The sequence below is a fragment of the Variovorax sp. GW822-FHT04E09 genome (genome assembly GCF_058800845.1).
This window is the reverse complement of the sequence record NZ_JBXAMR010000002.1, coordinates 817915-835270: the sequence shown is the minus strand read 5'-3', so window position 1 is coordinate 835270 and position 17356 is coordinate 817915. Positions and strand designations below refer to the sequence as shown.

The following is a 17356-nucleotide window of genomic DNA, read 5'->3' as shown; positions in this document are numbered from 1 at the left end:
TATCCGATGGAACGGCCCTTGCTTTGGGAGGGGTGCACTGTCACCATCCGCCCAGAGAGGAAGCCCCCATGCGCGCCAACGACGCTCCGCCGGCCCCCGTCGCCGGCACCGGTCATCTCAAGAAAGTCCTCGGTCCCGTCCAGTTGTGGGGCATCGCGGTCGGCCTCGTCATCTCGGGTGAGTACTTTGGTTGGAGCTACGGCTGGAACACGGCCGGCACGCTCGGCTTCCTGGTCGCCACGGTGCTGGTGGCGACGATGTACACGACCTTCATCTTCAGCTTCACCGAGCTCTCGACCGCCATCCCGCACGCGGGCGGCCCCTTCGCTTATGCGCGGCGGGCCTTCGGGCCGCGCGGCGGTTTCGTGGCGGGCTTCGCGACGCTGATCGAATTCGTCTTCGCGCCGCCGGCCATCGCGCTGGCGATCGGCGCCTACCTCAACGTGCAGTTCCCGGGCATCAATCCGAAGTGGTTCGCGGTCGGGGCCTACGTGGTCTTCATCGGACTCAACTGGATCGGCATCGGCATCGCGGCGGCGTTCGAGTTGTTCGTCACGGTGCTCGCGATCTTCGAGTTGCTGGTGTTCATGGGCGTGGTCGCACCAGGCTGGTCGATGGCGAACTTCGTGGCCCACGGATGGGCCGGCGGCAATGTGCTGAACGGCGCGGCGGTGTCGGGCATCTTCGCGTCGATTCCGTTCGCGATCTGGTTCTTCCTGGCCATCGAGGGCGCGGCCATGGCGGCCGAAGAGGCGCGCGATCCGCACCGCACGATTCCGCTGGCCTACACCACCGGCATCGTCACGCTGGTGCTGCTGGCCTTCGGCGTGATGATCTTCGCGGGCGGCGTGGGCGACTGGCGCCAACTCGCGAACATCAACGACCCGCTGCCGCAGGCCATGAAGGCGGTGGTGGGGGCCAACAGCGGCTGGTTGCACATGCTGGTGTGGATCGGCCTGTTCGGCCTGGTCGCCTCGTTCCACGGCATCCTCATGGGCTACTCGCGCCAGATCTTCGCGCTCGCGCGCGCCGGCTACCTGCCGGCCTACTTCGCCGGCCTGAGCCCGCGCTTCGACACGCCGCATCGCGCCTTGCTGGCCGGCGGCGTGGTGGGCATCGCCGCCATCTTCAGCGACGAGTGGGTGCAGTTCGGCGGACAGACGCTCACGGCCAACATCGTGACCATGGCCGTGCTCGGCGCGATCGTGATGTACCTGGTCTCGATGGCCGCGCTGTTCAAGCTGCGGCGCACCGAACCCGACCTGCTGCGCACCTACCGCGCGCCCTTCTACCCCGTGTTCCCGGCCGTCGCACTCGGGCTCGGGCTGGTGTGCCTGGGCGCGATGGTCTGGTTCAACCCGATGCTCACGGTGCTGTTCCTCGTGCTGATGGCGGCCGCCTACGGCTACTTCCTGCTCACCTCGGCGCAGCGCGATGCCGCCGCGCCGGACGCGATGCTGTCTTCCACGCCCTGACAAACAAAGATGCGCTACCGCACCACCATTGCCGGCCAGGGCTTCACCTTCGACGATCTGCGGCAGGTGCTCGCCTGCGCCAGCCCCGCGCGCTCGGGCGACTACCTCGCAGGCCTCGGCGCGGCCACCGCGCAGCAGCGCATGGCGGCGCGCCATGTGCTGGCCGACACGCCGCTGAAGCAGTTCCTCACCGAGGCGCTGATTCCCTACGAGCAGGACAACATCACGCGGCTGATCATCGACACGCACGACGCGCAAGCCTTCGCGCCGGTCGCGCACCTCACTGTCGGCGATTTCCGCAACTGGCTGCTGTCGGAACAGGCCACCACAGAGGCACTCGCCGCGCTCGCACCAGGCCTCACGCCCGAGATGGTCGCGGCCGTGTCCAAGCTCATGCGCAACCAGGACCTGGTCGCGGTCGCGAAGAAGTGCCACGTCGTCACGCGCTTTCGCGACACCATCGGCCTGCCCGGCCACCTGGCCGTGCGCCTGCAGCCCAACCACCCCACCGACGACCTGCGCGGCGTGGCCGCCTCCACCCTCGACGGCCTGCTCTACGGCGCGGGCGACGCGGTGATCGGCATCAACCCCGTGTCCGACAGCCTGCCGGTGCTCGGGCGCCTGCTGCACATGCTCGACGAGGTGATCCAGCGCTTCGAGATCCCCACGCAAAGCTGCGTGCTCACGCACGTGACCAACACGCTGAAGCTCGCCGAGGCCGGCGCGCCGGTGGACCTCGTGTTCCAGTCGATCGCGGGCACCGAGAAAGCGAACCTCTCGTTCGGCGTGACGCCTGCGCTGCTCGACGAGGCCCACGCCGCGGCGCAGTCGCTCGCGCGCGGCACCGTCGGCAACAACCTCATGTACTTCGAGACCGGCCAGGGCAGCGCACTCTCGGCCAACGCCCATTTCGGCGTCGACCAGCAGACCTGCGAGGTGCGTGCCTATGCGCTCGCGCGGCGCTACCAGCCCTTGCTCATCAACACGGTCGTCGGCTTCATCGGCCCCGAGTACCTGTACGACGGCAAGCAGATCATCCGCGCCGGGCTCGAAGACCACTTCAGCGGCAAGCTGATGGGCCTGCCGATCGGCTGCGACATCTGCTACACCAACCACGCCGAAGCCGACCAGGACGACATGGACACGCTGCTCGTTCTGCTGGGCACCGCGGGCATCAACTTCATCATGGGCATCCCGGGCGCGGACGACGTGATGCTCAACTACCAGAGCACCTCGTTCCACGACGCCCTCTTCCTGCGCGAGACGCTCGGCCTGAAGCGCGCGCCCGAGTTCGAGGCCTGGCTGCAGCGCATGCAGATCACCGACACCACCGGGCGGCTCGCACCGCCGTCGGCCAACCGGCTGCTGAGCGACATGGGCGGGCTGTCCGCGCTGGCGCCATGAGCGATTCGCCCGTCACCCCCAACCCCTGGGCGCAATGGCGCGCCGCCACGCCCGCGCGCCTCGCGCTGGGCCGCGCCGGTGCCGGCATGCCCACTGACGAAACGCTGCGCTTCGGCTGGGCCCACGCGATGGCGCGCGACGCGATCCATGCGGCGCTCGATGTCGATGCGCTCGATGCCGCGCTGCACGCAGACCGATGGGACGTGAACCGCGTGCGCAGCCGCGCGCCCGACCGCACCACCTACCTGCGGCGCCCCGACCTCGGCCGCCAGCTCGATGCGGAAGACGCCGCGCGCCTGCGCGACGGCCGGCCCGCGGGCGGCTGCGATGTCTGCCTCGTGATCGGCGACGGCCTCTCCTCGCTCGCCGTCGCCCGCCACGGCGTGCCACTGCTCGCGGCGCTGCGCCCGCAACTGCCGCCCGGCACGCGCGTGTCGCCTGTGTTCATCGCCACGCAGGCGCGCATGGCGCTGGCCGATGAACTGGGCGAAGCGGTCGGCGCAGCGCTGTCGGTCATGCTGATCGGCGAGCGCCCAGGCCTGAGCTCTCCCGACAGCCTCGGCATCTACCTGACCCATTCGCCACGCCGCGGTCGACACGACGCCGAACGCAACTGCATCTCGAACGTGCGACCCGAGGGGCTGTCGTACGCGCAGGCCGCCTTCAAGCTCGCGTGGCTGGTGCGCGAATCGCTGCGCCGGGGGCTGAGCGGTGTGGGGCTCAAGGACGAGAGTGACCTGGCGGTGCTGGCTGCAGGCCCGGACGCCGTTGCCTATGATCCCGGGACCGATCCCCAGGAGACATAGCAATGAACGCCCCCCGCTACCCCCTCGCCGAACTGAAAGACCTGCCCGACGACATCCGCACCGCGATCCTTGCCGTGCAGGAAAAGGCCGGCTTCGTGCCCAACGTGTTCCTCGGCCTTGCGCGCCGCCCCGCCGAGTGGCGGGCCTTCTTCGCGTACCACGACGCGCTGATGCTCAAGGAAGAAGGCTCGCTCACCAAGGGCGACCGCGAGATGATCGTCACCGCCACCAGCGCGGTCAACCAATGCCTGTACTGCGTGGTGGCGCACGGCGCGCTGCTGCGCATCTACGAGAAGAAGCCGCTGGTGGCCGACCAGGTGGCGGTGAACTACCGCAAGGCCGACATCACGCAGCGCCAGCGTGCGATGCTCGACTTTGCGATGAAGGTCTGCGAACGCTCGCACGAGATCGATGACCGCGACTTCGGGCCGCTGCACGCGCACGGCTTCGACGACGAGGACATCTGGGACATCGCGGCCATCACCGCCTTCTTCGGCCTGAGCAACCGCCTGGCCAGCTTCAGCGGCATGCAGCCGAACCCGGAGTTCTTCCTGATGGGTCGGCTGCCGCGCGAGAAGAAGTAGGAAGCTTCGGTAACGGGCTCAGGCCTTGCCGCGGCACGAGGCCAGCGCATCGAGCGCGGGCTTGTAGGTGGGCGTGGTCACGTCCATCAGGCCCAGCACCGTGTGATAGAGGTTGTCGTGCGTGAGCGGCGCATCCAGGCCCGCCTCCATGCACGAGCGCGAGAGCTTGCGGCGCTCGCTCATGCCGTCGCCGAACCAGGTGACCATGGGCACGTGCTTTTGCGCATCGGGCGCGAAGCTGTAGGGCACGCCGTGCAGGAACAGGCCGTACTCGCCCAGCGACTCGCCGTGGTCACTCATGTACAGCAGCGCCGTGTCGTACTGCTTGGATTGGGTCTGGAGCCAGTCGATGGTCTGGCCGAGGAAGTGGTCGGTCTGGGCGATCGAGTTGTCGTAGACGTTCATCAGCTCGGCATGCGCGCACTCGGCCAGCGCGTTGGTCTTGCACTCGGGCGTGAAGCGCTTCAGCTCGGGCGCAGAGCGCTTGTAGTAGGCCGGGCCGTGGCTGCCCATCTGGTGCATCACGAGCACGACGCCCTTGGCGCGGCGCTCGGCGGGCAGCGCGGCGATGCGTTCATCGAGCCCCTTGAGCATCACGTTGTCGAGGCACTCCTCGCCGTCGCACAGGGCCTTCTTGGTGGCCGCATCGAGCCCGTCGAAGGCCGAGGCGTTCGGGATGCGCGCGCACACGCCCTTGCAGCCGGCCTGGTTGTCGAGCCAGAACACGGCCAGGCCCGAGGCCTGCAGCACGTCCATGAGGTTCTCGTACTCGTCCTTGCGCGACTCGTAGCCGGTCTTGCCCAGGGGCGAGAACATGCAGGGCACCGAGGCCAGCGTGTTGGTGCCGCACGAGCGCACCTCGCGGTAGCTCAGCACGTTGCGCTTGGCGAGTTCGGGCGTGGTGTCGCGGGCGTAGCCGTTCAGGCCGAAGTGATCGGAACGCGCGGTCTCGCCCACCACCACCACGAACAGCGGCGGGCGCTTCTGCGCCGCATAGCTCGCGCCCAGCGCCGTGCCTGCGGTGATCGGGATCAGCTTGCTGCTGCGCTTGAACATCGGCTTGAGCACCACGGCGCCGGCCGAGTACAGGCTGGCGATCGGGTTCATCATGTAGCGCAGGTGCACGTTGTTGCGCATCAGCGGCGCAAGCTGCCGGTTCATGGCCACGGCCGTGACCACCGCCACGACGGCGGCCAGCACCAGCAGCAGCGCGTTGCGCCAGACGTGCGACAGCAGCCCCATCGGCACGATGCGCACGCGCCAGATCGCCCAGGCCGCGGGCAGCACGACCACGAGCACGTTGAAGGCCATGCGCCCGCTCAGCAGGTCGCGCGCTTCGTTGGGGTCGGTCTGGAACGCGTTCGCGATCATGCTCGGGTCCATCACCACGCGGTACTGGAGCATGTAGTGCTGCGCCACCGCGGCGATCACGACCGCCAGCAGCCACAGCGGCTTCATCCAGCGCGACCAGGCCGTGAGCGACAGCATCGCGACGGTGCCGCAGAAGGTGAGCATCCCCAACGCGACGATGGTCGGCATGTAGGTGCTGGGCGCGCCGCCCAGGCGGGCCAGGTCGTTCAGCAGCGGCCAGTTGGCCGTGAGGCCGAGGTACAGGCTGAGCCAGACGATCACCTGCCGCGTCGAGCGGGGCTGCGAGATCCAGCGGTCGATGCGCTGCCAGAAAGGGCCGGCGGCGCCCGCATCCGACAGTGGCGCGGGACGGGATTCAGATCGGCTGGGAGCACGCGCCAGCAGCGCGGAGTCGAGACGCGAAACAGACATGCCGCCAATGTAGGCAGCGTGCCTGAAGAGAGCCTGAACAGTTCATTCAGAGCGCATTCAGGCTCGGCCGATGCGCGCGCGGCGCAGCAGCCGCAGGCGCGGGCTGCGCGACACCGCACGGCCGGCGGGGCGGCTGATGCCGCGCTCCACCACGATCGAGACCAGCGCCGCCAGGATCGCGGCGGCCGTCACGTCGGTCGGGAAATGCAGGCCCAGGTACAGCCGGCTCCAGGCCACCACCACCGCCGCCACCAGCGCCAGCCGCATGGGCGTGCGCCACGACAGGCACCACAGCGAGAAGGCGGCGGCAAACGTGCCGGCCGCATGCAGGCTGGGGAAGCCCGGGCGCGCACCCTGCGGCACCCACTGGATGCCCAGGCCGTAGAACGCGGGCCGCGGGAACGGCAGCACCGAGCGGAACACGTTCACCACCAGCCACACGACGAGCACGCTGACCAGTGCGGTGAAGAAGGCGTGGCGCCAGCGGCGGTCGAAGGCCGCGGCGGCCGCGATGGACAGCGCCAGCAGGGTCGGCAGCACGTCGGACGCGAACATCGCGAAGCGCAGGCTCCACGCCGGCGCGGAGGCCGAGGCGTTGATCCAGCTGAACAGGGCGAAATCAAGGGCTTGCATGCAGGGGCGCGGTGCGCTCGATGGGAGGAGACGTGCGGCGGCGCGTCGCCACCAGTTCGATGAGGAAGCCGACCGTCCAGCAGACCCAGGCGGTCCATAGCGTGTGGCTCATGTAGTGCGCGCCGCGCATCTGCTGCGCCACGCCCAGCACGAGCCCGGCGACCAGCGCCACGCACAGCCACACGATGGCCCCACGCGGCGCCACATGCCGCAGCACGAAATACCCGCCAAGGTAGGCAAAGGCGGCCGACGCATGGCCGGCCGGGAAGCAGCCGCCCGGCCCGCCGTCGTCCTGGCCCCAGGCCCAGTGCGACACGTAGCGCGCCACGCCGCCGAACTCCTTCAGGTCCCAGGGGCAACTGGTGTCGCTCAGGTGTTTGATCAGGCTCACGGCCAGCACCGAAGCCAGCACCGTCAGCGCCAGCTGCACGCGGGCGCCCGTGCCCAGGCGCCGCAGCACGCCCATGGGCCAGCGGATGGCGGCGAACAGGCCGACTAGCAGCAGCCAGCTGAGGTTTCTCGCGCCCTCGTGCATCACGTGGACCAGGAAGGGGTTCTCACGCCAGGGAAAGCCCATCGGCGTGCCGGCCAGGCGAGCCAGCGGCAGGTCGCCGCCAAGGGCGTCCCAGATCATCAGCAGGGCCAGGGCAAGCAAGGTCAGGGCTCCGAGACGGAGATGCGGGGTACGACGGGTCATGAAGAAAAACAGGCCTCGGAACAGACTGGCGCGAGCCTACGCACGCGGGATGAACCCAGTCTGAAGCGACCTGAACGATTCCTGACGCGATCGCCAGAGGGGCGGCGCTAGACTTCGAGTTTTTGTAAGGGCCACCGCGTGCGAATCTTGCTGGTCGAAGATGACAGTTCGTTGGCAGACGCGGTCTGCAGCTACCTCGTCGCCAAGGCGTTCGTCGTCGACGTGGCCCCCAGCCTGGCCGAGGCGCGCGGCGCCCTGCTCTCGGTGCAGTACGCGGCGGTGCTGCTCGACCTGCACCTGGGCGACGGTGACGGCCTCTCTTTGCTGCCGCAGGTGCGTGCGCTGCGCGAGCCGCCCATCGTCATCGTGCTCACGGCGCGCGACCAGGTCACCGACCGCATCCGCGGCCTCGACGCCGGCGCCGACGACTACCTCATCAAGCCCTACGACCCGGCCGAGCTGCTGGCGCGGCTGCGCGCCGTGGAGCGCCGGCGCAGCGCCAACACCTCGCCGGTGCTGCAGCTGGGCACGCTGGAGATCGACCTGGCCCACGACCGCGTGCGCAAGGACGGCGTGCCCGTCGTGCTCACGCAGAAGGAATGGGCCCTGCTGCGCGTGATGGCCACGCGGCCCGAGCGCATCCACACGCGCGACAACCTGGCCGACGCGCTGTACGGCTTCGGCGACGAGGCCGACAGCAACACGCTCGAGGTGTTCATCAGCCGGCTGCGGCGCAAGCTCGGGCGCAGCCACATCCAGACGCTGCGCGGGCTGGGCTACCGGCTGTCGTTCTCGGCGGACGACGAGGAATGACCAGCGCCTTGCTGCGCGACCGCCGCGATTCGCTGGCCGGGCGCCTCACGCGCACGCTGATCCTGTGGGTCGGCGGCGTGTGGCTGCTGTGCGTGCTCGCCGTGGTCTGGTACGTGGACCGCGAGATCAACCACAACTTCGACAACGAGCTGGTGGAGGTGTCGCACCGCATGTTCGACATGGCGGTGCAGGAGCTCGAGAAGCTGCGCCTGCGCCATGAAAGCGGCAAGCAGGACACGCCGCTGATCGCACCCAAGCAGCTGTTCTCCGAAGACGCCGTGATGTACCAGGTGGTCGACGTGCACGAGCATGTGCTGCTGCGCTCGGCCGAAGCCCCCGACGACGCCTTCGACGTGCCGCTGGCCGCCGGCTTCGCCAACAACCAGACCTGGCGCATCTACACCGTGCGCCACCCCACGCTGGGCCTGTACTTCCAGGTGGCCGACCCGCTGGACGAACGCCGCCGCGCGCTGAACCGCACGCTGTTCGGCCTGATCATCCCGCTCGGCGCGGTGCTGCCGCTGCTGGCGCTGGTGCTGCGCCGCGTGGCGCGCACCGAGCTGCGCGTGCTGCAGCAGCTGGCCGCCGAGATCGAGAAGCGCAACGGCGCCGACCTGCGCCCCATCACCCTGCCCGGCCTGCCGCAGGAGCTGCGCGCGGTGGGCGACCATGTCAACCGGCTGCTGCAGCGGCTGTCGCAGTCGCTCGACGTGGAGCGCGCGCTGGCCGCCAACGCCGCGCACGAGCTGCGCACGCCGCTGGCCGCCGCGCGCCTGCGGCTGCAGACCGCGCTCGACCACGACCTGAAGCGCACCGACGTCGAAGGCGCGCTGCAGGCGCTGCAGATGCTGAGCCACCGTGCTGAAAAGCTGCTGCAGCTGTCACGCGCGGAATCGGGCGCCTCGCTCGCGCGGGCGCGGGTCGACCTGGTGCAGCTGGCGGGCACGGTCGCGCAGGAGTTCTGGCAAGACCCGCAGATCAACGAACGCCTGAAGCTCAAGGTGCCCGACAGCGCGGCGCCGGTGGCCTTCGGCGACGTCGATGCGCTGGCGATCGCGCTGCGCAACCTCGTGGAGAACGCGCTGCGCTACAGCGGCGACGGCCGCGTGACGATCGAGGTGGCCGCGCCGTGCGTGCTGGTGGTGCGCGATGCCGGCCCGGGTGTCAGCGCCGAACAGCTGCAGTCGCTGCACCAGCGCCATGTGCGCCACGGCTCGGACCGCGCCGGCTACGGCCTGGGCATGTCGATCGTGGGCACCATCGTCGAGAAGCACAACGCGACGCTGGAGCTGGCCTCGCCGCCGCCCGGCATGGCGCGCGGCTTCGAGGCGCGCATCGTGCTGCGGCCGGCCTGAACTTTTTTCGTCAGCGCGTCTTCAGTCGCTGACGATCTCGCGCAGCCAGTCGGGCAGCGCCAGCGCCTTCTGCTTCGGAAAGTCCACCCAGATGGTGGTCGCACCGCCGGCCGCGCAGAGCACGTCGGGCGCGTCCTCGCGGACCATGGTGGCCCAGCTTTCGAAGGTGGTGCGCCCCGGGTCGCTCACGTACATCTTGATCCGCACGTTGCCCGGGTACTCGATCTGCCGGTAGAAGTTGCAGAAGGCGTTGACGATCACCATGCCCTCGCCGCCCGGCGTGGGCTCGACGCCGAGCGAGCGGATCCAGTCGATGCGCGCCGTTTCGAGGTAGCGGAAGTAGGTGCCGTTGTTCAGGTGGCCCATGGCGTCCATATCGCCCCAGCGGATGGGGATCGACATCTCGTACACGAGCTTCTTCTTTTCGGGGATTTCGATTCTCATCGGTGGGCCTTGATGGATGCGAGGATGCCCAGGACGAACAGCGCCGCCGCCACCCATTCGGTGGCCTGTGGCCAGCGGCCGTCCCAGAGGAAGGAATAGAGCAAGGCGAACAGCGTCTCGCTCACGATGAGCTGGCCGCACAGGCTGGCCGAGAGGCGCTGGCTTGCGACGTTCCAGAGAATGGTCGCGAGCCACGACGAGCCAAAGCCGCTCGCCAGCGCGATCCAGATGAAGAGCATGCCGTCGGGCTGCGACTGCAGCGTGGCGACATCGCTGCCCGCCACCGCCCACAGCAGCAAGGCCCCGAGGCCGGTGGCGATGCCCAGCCAGTTGGCCCAGTCGGCCGCATGCACCTCGCGGTGCCGTTGCAGCCAGGCGGCGTTGAGCAGGCCGTAGACCGTCCAGCTCACCATCGAGCACAGCGCCAGCGCAATGCCCCAGCCGAAGCGCGCGCCGCCACCACCGCCCGCGCCGTGCTGCGCCGACCACGCGCCCCAGATCATCAGCGCGATGCCCGCGCCCGTGAGCAGCAGGCCGGGCAGCAAGGCCCGCATGTGCAGGCCCGCGGGCCGGCCCAGCAGCATCATCCAGACGGGAATGGTGCCGATGATGAGGCTGGGCACCTCGGTGCCCGCCGCCGCGATGCCGAAGGCCAGCAGCAGGTAGTAGCCGCTGAAGCCCAGCACGCTCAGGCCGAGCGCCGCCAGCGCCTGCCGGCCCGTGGGCCAGCGCACGGCCGCGGGCCGCGCGAACACCGCCAGCGCCGACACCGCGCCGAACACCGCGAAACGCGCCGCCGTGATGTCGACCATGCCGAAGTGGCCGACCATGCGCGGCGCCACGAACACCAGGCCCCAGAGCGCGCCTGCACCCAGGCCGGCGGCAATGCCGATCCAGGCCCGGGGGCTCAGAGGGCGAACCCGTCGTCGGCCGCGATGACGGCGCCGTTCACGAAATGGCTCTCGCCGCTGGCCAGCAGCACGATCAGGCCGTCGAGGTCTTCGGGCTTGCCCACGCGCTTGCGCGGCAGCATGCTGACCAGCTTGGCACCACCTTCGGTGCTCCAGTGCTCCTCGTTGAGCTCGGTCGTGATGTAGCCCGGGCACAGCGCGTTCACGTTGATGCCGAAACGGCCCCATTCCAGCGCCATGGCCTTGGTCATCTGCACCACGGTGGCCTTGCTCATGCAGTAGGTGCCGATCTGCGGCATGACCTTCAGCGCCGCTGACGACGCGATGTTGATGATGCGTCCGCCGATGTAGGTGCCCGGCGCCTTGCCCTGGGCGCGCGCCAGCATGCGCTTGCCGACCTCTTGCGCCACGAAGAAGGAGCCCTTCACGTTGGTGTCGAAGATGTAGTCGTAGTCCTCGGGCGTGACGTCCTGCAGGCGCTGCGTGGCGCTCACGCCCGAGTTGTTGACCAGGATGTCGATGGGCCCCACTTCGGTTTCGGCGCGCGCCACGGCGGCCTTGATGCTGCCGATGTCGGTCACGTCGAGCTCGACCACGTGGGCGTCATGGCCCTCGCCTTCGATGCGCGCGCGCAGCTCCTTGAGCTTCTCGACGCGGCGGCTGGCCAGCACCACGGCGGCGCCGGCACGGGCCAGTGTCTTGGCGAACTGGGCGCCCAGTCCGCTGGAGGCGCCGGTGACGAAAGCCACGCGGCCGGAGAGATCGATGCTGTAAGCCATGAGCTGAATCCTGTGGAGTCGCGCAGGTGACGCAGGGTGCCTCGCCTGCGGGCGACAAGGCCACCGCCGGACGCCGCATAAAATGCCCGGCGAACCGGGACGCCCCCGCGCCTCTAAAAATCATTATCGACCCAACCCACATGACGCACGACGAAATCCTCGCCCAGTTCGGCCCTCGCGAAGCCATGGAATACGACGTGGTCGTGGTCGGCGGCGGCCCCGCCGGCCTCTCGACCGCGATCCGCCTCAAGCAGCTCGCCGCCCAGCAGGAGAAGGAAATCTCCGTCGTGGTGCTCGAGAAGGGTTCCGAGCCCGGTGCGCACATCCTGTCGGGCGCCATCATGGACCCGCGCGCGCTCAACGAGCTGCTGCCCGACTGGGAGGAACTCGGCGCCCCGCTGAACCAGCCCGTGACCGACGACGCCATGGTGTTCCTGAGCGAAAAGTCGGGCCTGCGCACGCCCAACGCCTTCCTGCCGGCCTGCTTCCAGAACCACGGCAACTACATCATCAGCCTGGGCGCCTTCACCAAGTGGCTGGCGCAGCAGGCCGAGAACCTGGGCGTGGAAATCTTCCCCGGCTTCCCGGCCGCCGAAGTGCTCTACAACGAGAACGGTTCGGTGCGCGGCGTGGCCACCGGCAACATGGGCGTCGGCAAGGACGGCGAACCCACCGAGAACTTCCAGCTCGGCATGGAGCTGCTGGGCAAGTACACGGTGTTCGCCGAAGGCGCGCGCGGCCACCTGGGCCGCCAGCTGATCGCCAGGTTCAAGCTCGACGAAGGCCGCGACCCGCAGACCTACGGCCTGGGCGTCAAGGAAGTCTGGGAAATCGATCCCAAGCGCCACCAGCCCGGCTTCGTGCTGCACACGGCCGGCTGGCCGATGGACAACAACACCTACGGCGGCGCGTTCCTCTATCACATGGAGGACAACAAGGTCACGATGGGCTTCATCACGGGCCTGGACTACAGCAACCCGTACCTGAGCCCCTTCGAGGAAATGCAGCGCTGGAAGCTGCACCCCAACATCCGCTGGTACCTCGAGGGCGACGAAGCCAAGGGCATCAAGCCCGCCAAGCGCATCGGCTACGGCGCGCGCGCCATCACGGCCGGCGGCCTGATGTCGCTGCCCAAGACGGTGTTCCCGGGCGGCGCGCTGGTCGGCTGCGAGGCCGGCTACCTGAACGTGAGCCGCATCAAGGGCAGCCACGCCGCCATCAAGACCGGCATGCTGTGCGCCGAGGCCGCGTTCGACGCGGTCATGGCCGGCCGCCAGCACGACGAGCTCACGGCCTACCCGGTGGCGTTCGAGAAGAGCTGGCTCTACACCGAGCTGAACAAGGCGCGCAACTTCAAGGCCTGGTTCAAGAAGGGCCTGGGCATCGCCACGGTCATGAACGGCGTCGAGCAGTGGCTGCTCAAGGGCCACATCCCATGGACCCTGCGCCGCAACAAGCCCGATCACCAGTACCTGAAGCCGGCCGCCGAGTGCAAGCCCATCGTCTATCCGAAGCCGGACGGCAAGCTCACCTTCGACCGCCTCTCCAGCGTGTTCATCAGCAACACGAACCATGAAGAGCAGCAACCCGCCCACCTGACGCTGAAGGACGCGTCGGTGCCGGTCAACGTCAACCTCGCCAAGTTCGCCGGCCCCGAAAGCCGCTACTGCCCGGCCGGCGTGTACGAATTCGTGCCCGACGAAGCCAGCGCCGGCAAGGAGCGCCTGCAGATCAACGCGCAGAACTGCGTGCACTGCAAGACCTGCGACATCAAGGACCCGACGCAGAACATCGTCTGGGTCACGCCCGAAGGCGGCGGCGGGCCGAACTACGTGGGCATGTAAGCCCCGCAGCGTCGATGCATGAAAGCCCTCTTCGGAGGGCTTTTTTCATGGTGCTTCAGGCCAGGTACGCGGCGACCTCGTCGGGCGTGAGGAAGTGCACCAGCGACACCTGCGGGTTCTGCTCGGCGTGCAACACGTGGGTGAACCCGTTCCAGCCGCGCGCGGGCTTGTCGTCCGTCTCCAGCGCGACGAGCACCAGCCGCCCCTGCCTGCGCGCGTTCTCGCGCAGCGTGCCTTCCCCCCAGGACCACGCCATGCGGTCCACCAGCTCGCCCTGGGCGAAGGCCGTCGCCTGCAGCCAGAGGAAGGCGGCGGCATCGCTGTCCGCGTCGCGGCGTGTGCGCGGCGGCTGCCGGATGCCCAGCGTCTGGGCGTGCGTTTCCATCAGGTCCTGCAGCAGCGAGAAGGCGTGGAAGTTGTTGTTGATGCCCTGGGCGCGAACGACCATGCCCGCGCGCGACGCCGGCAGCAGGACCACCAGTTCGTCCTCGTACGACAGCTGGGCCGCGGCGCGCAGGAAGTGCAAGGCCTCGAAGGGCAGCGAGTCGTTGGCGTACATCGCCTCGACGTGCGCGAGCAGGCCTGCGTCCGCCACCAGCGACTGGTGGTTGCGCACATCGCGCACCACCATGGTCATGAGCGGCAGCACCAGCAGGTCGACCGCGCGCTGCAGCGCATCGACCTCGAAACGCGCCTGCGGCGACAGCGCCGCGAGCGCCGCTTCGGCGGCCTGCCAAGCGGCGAGTTCTGCCTCGTCCTGCGGTTCTTCGTCTTCCTCATCGGGTTCGTACGGCTGCGCCGCGCAGTAAGGCGCCAGCGACGCCAGCAGGCGCCCCGCCAGCTGGCGCACGGCGTCGAACATGAGCTGCGGATCGGCGCCGTTCTCGACCAGCGCGCCGCCGAACACCGCCAGCAACGCGGCCCGGTGCGGATGCAGCTCGCCGAGCCGCGCGATGGCGGCCCGCAGCACCTCGTCCTTCGCCGAGCCCTCCACCACCTCGAAGTAGAGCGCACGGACCTCCGGCCGCTTGAAGAAGGAAGCCTGGGTGTCGAGGTCGGCGTCCTGCAGCACAGGCAATCGCAGGGTGGCGAGGAGATCGGGAGGCAACATGGGCATGCGCAAATTGTGCGATACCACCGACGCTATCCTCGCGACACAAGGACACAAGGAGACAGGACCCCATGCACATCGTCATCACCGGCGGCGCCGGCTTTCTCGGCGCGCGCCTGGCGCGCACCCTCCTGGCCCTGGGCCAGCTCTCGCTCGCCGGCGCGCCCGCCCGCGACATCGCCCGCATCACGCTGGTCGACCGCGCCCCGCCGCCGCCCGACCTCGCGGCCAACCCGCGCATCGCGGCCGCCACCGGCGACCTCAACGCCCAGCTGGCCGACGACGGCGCCACCTTCTGGCGCGAGGCCGACGCGGTGTTCCACCTCGCGGCCGCCGTCAGCGGCGAATGCGAGGCCGACTTCGACCTGGGCATGCGCAGCAACTTCGCCGCCACGCACGGCCTGCTCGAAAAGCTGCGCGCGCTCGGCACGCGCCCGGTGCTGGTGTTCTCCAGCTCGCTCGCCGTGTTCGGCGATTCGCCCGAACAGCCGCTGCCCGCGCTCATCGACGACCACACGCTGCCCACGCCGCAGACCAGCTACGGCATCCAGAAATTCATCGGCGAGCAGCTGGTGGCCGACTACACGCGCAAGGGCTTCGTGCAGGGGCGCAGCGTGCGCCTCATGACGGTGAGCGTGCGCCCCGGCCTGCCCAACGGCGCGGCCTCGGGCTTCTTCAGCGGCATGATCCGCGAGCCGCTCGCCGGCCTGCGCGCGGCCTGCCCGGTGCCCGACGAGACGCCCGTGGCCATCGCCTCGCCGGCCCGGACCATCGAAGGCATCGTGCGCGCCGCCGAAGCGAGCGACGCCGACTGGGGCCCGCGCACCGCGCTCAACCTGCCCTCGCTGGCCACCACCGTGGGCGAGATGGCCGCCGCGCTCGAACGCGTGGCCGGTCGCGCCGCCACCGACCTGCTCGACCGCACGCCCGACGCCGCCATCCGCCGCATCGTGAAAACCTGGCCCGGGCGCTTCGACACGCCGCGCGCCAGGGCCCTCGGGCTCACGGCCGACGAGAGCTTCGACGCGGTGATCCGCGCCTACGTCCGTGAAAGTCCCGACGCGGTCAAACTGGTTATTGGTGCATAGTCATTTCCTGACCTGCGCCTGACGCGCTTTCGACCCCCAACTCCCCGGAGACACCATGAAATTCGGCCACATCGCCGCCGCCTGCCTTTCGCTCGCCCTGGGCACCGCCGCCTTCGCGCAGCAACCCACCGTTCTCAAGATCGGCTATGCGACGTCCAAGGAATCGCATTACGGCGTGGGCTCCACCGTGTTCTGCGAAGAGGTCGAGAAGAACACCCAGAACCGCTTCAAGTGCCAGCACTTCGCCAACTCGGCGCTGGGCGGCGAGCGCGAGCAGATCGAAGCCATCCAGCTCGGCACGCAAGACCTGCTGAACACCTCGACCGGCCCCGTGGGCAACTTCGTGCCCGAGGTCAAGATCGTCGACATCCCCTTCCTGTTCCGCGACTACGACCACGCCCGCAAGGTCATGGACGGCCCCATCGGCCAGGACATCCTGACCAAGTTCCCGAGCAAGGGCATCATCGCGCTGGCCTGGACGGAGAACGGCTTCCGTCACATGACGAACAGCAAGCGCGACATCGTCAAGCCCACCGACGCCGCCGGCCTGAAGATGCGCACCATGGAAAACAAGGTGCACATGGACGGCTACCGCACCTTCGGCATCCTGCCCACGCCGATGGCCTTCCCGGAACTCTTCGGCGCGCTGCAGCAAGGCACGGTCGACGGCCAGGAAAACCCGATTCCGGTGATCCTGTCCTCGAAGTTCTCGCAGGTGCAAAAGCACCTGTCGCTCACCGGCCACGTCTACTCGCCGGCGCTGCTGCTGCTGTCGCCCAAGGTGTGGAACAAGCTCTCGGACGCCGACAAGAAGGTGTTCACCGAAGCGGCGAAGAAGGCCTCGATCGCGCAGCGCAAGAAGGTCAACGACGACGAGAACAACGGCATCGCCCAGCTTGAGAAAGACGGCATGAAGGTCACGCGCACCGTCGACGGCGCGGCCTTCCGCGAAGCCCTGAAGCCGGCCTATGTGGGCTACGCCAAGGAATTCGGCGCCGACAACATCAAGAAGATCACGGACGTCAAGTAAGACCGCTCCGCCCCGACCGCGCCCGGCCCGCCTCAGTGTGCCGGGCGCTTCGCATTTCCGACACCACAGAGAACCACAACGTGCAAGCCTTCGAGCGCTACTTCCTCGCCGCCAACCGGTGGGCGCTGATCCTCCTGCTGGCGGCCATGTCCGTCATCATCTTCACCAACGTCGTGCTGCGCTACACCACGAACCAGTCGATCGAATGGGCCGAAGAGGTGTCGCGCCACATGATGATCTGGCTCACCTTCCTGGGCGCCGGACCGGTGCTGCGCTACGGCGGCCACATCGCCGTCGAGAACCTGCAGGACGCCCTGCCCCGGCCGGCGGCCGTGGCGGTGCGCATCGTGGTGGCCGGGCTGCTGTTCGCCTTCTTCGGCTTCATGGTCTGGTACGGCTGGCTCTACATGGAGCGCACGATGTTCCAGCTGACGGCCGTGACGCAGATTCCGTTTGCCTACATCTACAGCGCGATGCTGATCGGTGGCGTGCTGCTGATCGTGCACTGGCTGCTGGTGGTGCGCGGCTACGTGCTGAACCGCGAGTTCGCGTCGGACGCGCATTTCGACGCCAACGCGTCGGCCTCGCTGTAAGGAGAAG

At 68.8% G+C, this 17356-nt stretch carries 17 protein-coding genes; 10 read left to right on the top strand and 7 right to left on the bottom strand.

The window, feature by feature from the left end:
* The first annotated feature begins 68 nt into the window (after positions 1–68).
* The 4 genes from eat to AC1RL8_RS11285 are packed head-to-tail and all read left to right on the top strand — an operon-like array spanning position 69 to position 4269.
* Positions 69–1475, top strand: a complete 1407-nt coding sequence (gene eat, locus AC1RL8_RS11300) for an ethanolamine permease (protein ID WP_492685337.1) — start codon at positions 69–71, stop codon at positions 1473–1475.
* A gap of 9 nt (positions 1476–1484) precedes the next feature.
* Positions 1485–2879 carry an ethanolamine ammonia-lyase subunit EutB gene (locus AC1RL8_RS11295; RefSeq protein ID WP_492685336.1) on the top strand — a complete coding sequence of 465 codons (1395 nt, stop codon included), beginning with the start codon at positions 1485–1487 and terminating at the stop codon, positions 2877–2879.
* Positions 2876–3685 carry an ethanolamine ammonia-lyase subunit EutC gene (gene eutC / locus AC1RL8_RS11290; protein ID WP_492685335.1) on the top strand — a complete coding sequence of 270 codons (810 nt, stop codon included), beginning with the start codon at positions 2876–2878 and terminating at the stop codon, positions 3683–3685. Before AC1RL8_RS11295 ends, eutC begins: the two co-directional genes overlap by 4 nt.
* Before the next feature lie 2 nt (positions 3686–3687).
* Positions 3688–4269 (top strand): peroxidase-related enzyme, encoded by a 582-nt coding sequence (locus AC1RL8_RS11285; protein WP_062474448.1) that lies wholly within the window; start codon positions 3688–3690, stop codon positions 4267–4269.
* 18 nt (positions 4270–4287) lie between these two features.
* Here the strand turns inward: AC1RL8_RS11285 and AC1RL8_RS11280 are convergent, their stop codons facing one another.
* The 3 genes from AC1RL8_RS11280 to AC1RL8_RS11270 are packed head-to-tail and all read right to left on the bottom strand — an operon-like array spanning position 4288 to position 7381.
* Positions 4288–6051 (bottom strand): phosphoethanolamine transferase, encoded by a 1764-nt coding sequence (locus AC1RL8_RS11280; RefSeq protein ID WP_492685334.1) that lies wholly within the window; start codon positions 6049–6051, stop codon positions 4288–4290.
* A 57-nt stretch (positions 6052–6108) separates the two neighbouring features.
* Positions 6109–6684 carry a phosphatase PAP2 family protein gene (locus AC1RL8_RS11275; RefSeq protein ID WP_492685333.1) on the bottom strand — a complete coding sequence of 192 codons (576 nt, stop codon included), beginning with the start codon at positions 6682–6684 and terminating at the stop codon, positions 6109–6111.
* A complete protein-coding gene (locus tag AC1RL8_RS11270) occupies positions 6671–7381 on the bottom strand; it encodes a phosphatase PAP2 family protein (protein WP_492685332.1) in 711 nt (236 codons plus the stop codon). Before AC1RL8_RS11270 ends, AC1RL8_RS11275 begins: the two co-directional genes overlap by 14 nt.
* Before the next feature lie 138 nt (positions 7382–7519).
* Between AC1RL8_RS11270 and AC1RL8_RS11265 the strand changes: the two genes are divergently transcribed.
* Entirely contained in the window at positions 7520–8194 is a 675-nt protein-coding gene (locus tag AC1RL8_RS11265; protein WP_062474437.1) for a response regulator, read from the top strand.
* Positions 8191–9549 (top strand): sensor histidine kinase, encoded by a 1359-nt coding sequence (locus AC1RL8_RS11260; protein ID WP_095947444.1) that lies wholly within the window; start codon positions 8191–8193, stop codon positions 9547–9549. Before AC1RL8_RS11265 ends, AC1RL8_RS11260 begins: the two co-directional genes overlap by 4 nt.
* 21 nt (positions 9550–9570) lie before the next feature.
* Here AC1RL8_RS11260 and AC1RL8_RS11255 read toward each other — a convergent pair whose 3' ends face one another.
* The 3 genes from AC1RL8_RS11255 to AC1RL8_RS11245 form a co-directional block, all read right to left on the bottom strand.
* Positions 9571–9993: an acyl-CoA thioesterase gene (locus AC1RL8_RS11255; RefSeq protein WP_070059373.1), complete on the bottom strand. Its 423-nt coding sequence runs from the start codon at positions 9991–9993 to the stop codon at positions 9571–9573.
* On the bottom strand, positions 9990–10823 hold the full coding sequence (locus AC1RL8_RS11250) for a DMT family transporter (RefSeq protein WP_235926640.1): 834 nt from the start codon (positions 10821–10823) through the stop codon (positions 9990–9992). Before AC1RL8_RS11250 ends, AC1RL8_RS11255 begins: the two co-directional genes overlap by 4 nt.
* A 77-nt stretch (positions 10824–10900) precedes the next feature.
* Positions 10901–11683, bottom strand: coding sequence for an SDR family oxidoreductase (locus AC1RL8_RS11245; RefSeq protein ID WP_307636959.1), 783 nt, complete (start codon positions 11681–11683; stop codon positions 10901–10903).
* Between the two features lie 140 nt (positions 11684–11823).
* On the opposite strand from AC1RL8_RS11245, the gene AC1RL8_RS11240 reads away from it, so the two are divergent.
* A complete protein-coding gene (locus AC1RL8_RS11240; RefSeq protein WP_492685331.1) occupies positions 11824–13527 on the top strand; it encodes an electron transfer flavoprotein-ubiquinone oxidoreductase in 1704 nt (567 codons plus the stop codon).
* A gap of 55 nt (positions 13528–13582) precedes the next feature.
* Here the strand turns inward: AC1RL8_RS11240 and AC1RL8_RS11235 are convergent, their stop codons facing one another.
* Positions 13583–14644: a hypothetical protein gene (locus tag AC1RL8_RS11235; protein WP_492685330.1), complete on the bottom strand. Its 1062-nt coding sequence runs from the start codon at positions 14642–14644 to the stop codon at positions 13583–13585.
* A gap of 65 nt (positions 14645–14709) precedes the next feature.
* Here AC1RL8_RS11235 and denD point away from each other — a divergent pair, with 65 nt between their 5' ends.
* The 3 genes from denD to AC1RL8_RS11220 all read left to right on the top strand — a co-directional run bounded on the left by denD (position 14710) and on the right by AC1RL8_RS11220 (position 17349).
* Positions 14710–15726, top strand: coding sequence for a D-erythronate dehydrogenase (gene denD, locus AC1RL8_RS11230; protein WP_070059377.1), 1017 nt, complete (start codon positions 14710–14712; stop codon positions 15724–15726).
* Positions 15727–15781: 55 nt separating this feature from the next.
* Positions 15782–16756, top strand: a complete 975-nt coding sequence (locus tag AC1RL8_RS11225; protein ID WP_062474422.1) for a TRAP transporter substrate-binding protein — start codon at positions 15782–15784, stop codon at positions 16754–16756.
* A gap of 80 nt (positions 16757–16836) precedes the next feature.
* Complete coding sequence (locus AC1RL8_RS11220; protein WP_062474469.1) at positions 16837–17349, top strand: TRAP transporter small permease; 513 nt, start codon at positions 16837–16839, stop codon at positions 17347–17349.
* The last annotated feature ends 7 nt before the right edge of the window (positions 17350–17356 follow it).

What these genes read in the sequence shown, in the direction of transcription:
- AC1RL8_RS11250 (WP_235926640.1), bottom strand. Translation starts at nt 10,823, where the DNA reads ATGGTCGGCCACTTCGGCATGGTCGACATCACGGCGGCGCGTTTCGCG.
- AC1RL8_RS11235 (WP_492685330.1), bottom strand. Translation starts at nt 14,644, where the DNA reads ATGCCCATGTTGCCTCCCGATCTCCTCGCCACCCTGCGATTGCCTGTG.
- eutC (WP_492685335.1), top strand. Translation starts at nt 2,876, where the DNA reads ATGAGCGATTCGCCCGTCACCCCCAACCCCTGGGCGCAATGGCGCGCC.
- AC1RL8_RS11270 (WP_492685332.1), bottom strand. Translation starts at nt 7,381, where the DNA reads ATGACCCGTCGTACCCCGCATCTCCGTCTCGGAGCCCTGACCTTGCTT.
- AC1RL8_RS11240 (WP_492685331.1), top strand. Translation starts at nt 11,824, where the DNA reads ATGACGCACGACGAAATCCTCGCCCAGTTCGGCCCTCGCGAAGCCATG.
- AC1RL8_RS11280 (WP_492685334.1), bottom strand. Translation starts at nt 6,051, where the DNA reads ATGTCTGTTTCGCGTCTCGACTCCGCGCTGCTGGCGCGTGCTCCCAGC.
- denD (WP_070059377.1), top strand. Translation starts at nt 14,710, where the DNA reads ATGCACATCGTCATCACCGGCGGCGCCGGCTTTCTCGGCGCGCGCCTG.
- AC1RL8_RS11275 (WP_492685333.1), bottom strand. Translation starts at nt 6,684, where the DNA reads ATGCAAGCCCTTGATTTCGCCCTGTTCAGCTGGATCAACGCCTCGGCC.
- eat (WP_492685337.1), top strand. Translation starts at nt 69, where the DNA reads ATGCGCGCCAACGACGCTCCGCCGGCCCCCGTCGCCGGCACCGGTCAT.
- AC1RL8_RS11225 (WP_062474422.1), top strand. Translation starts at nt 15,782, where the DNA reads ATGAAATTCGGCCACATCGCCGCCGCCTGCCTTTCGCTCGCCCTGGGC.
- AC1RL8_RS11295 (WP_492685336.1), top strand. Translation starts at nt 1,485, where the DNA reads ATGCGCTACCGCACCACCATTGCCGGCCAGGGCTTCACCTTCGACGAT.
- AC1RL8_RS11255 (WP_070059373.1), bottom strand. Translation starts at nt 9,993, where the DNA reads ATGAGAATCGAAATCCCCGAAAAGAAGAAGCTCGTGTACGAGATGTCG.
- AC1RL8_RS11245 (WP_307636959.1), bottom strand. Translation starts at nt 11,683, where the DNA reads ATGGCTTACAGCATCGATCTCTCCGGCCGCGTGGCTTTCGTCACCGGC.
- AC1RL8_RS11260 (WP_095947444.1), top strand. Translation starts at nt 8,191, where the DNA reads ATGACCAGCGCCTTGCTGCGCGACCGCCGCGATTCGCTGGCCGGGCGC.
- AC1RL8_RS11285 (WP_062474448.1), top strand. Translation starts at nt 3,688, where the DNA reads ATGAACGCCCCCCGCTACCCCCTCGCCGAACTGAAAGACCTGCCCGAC.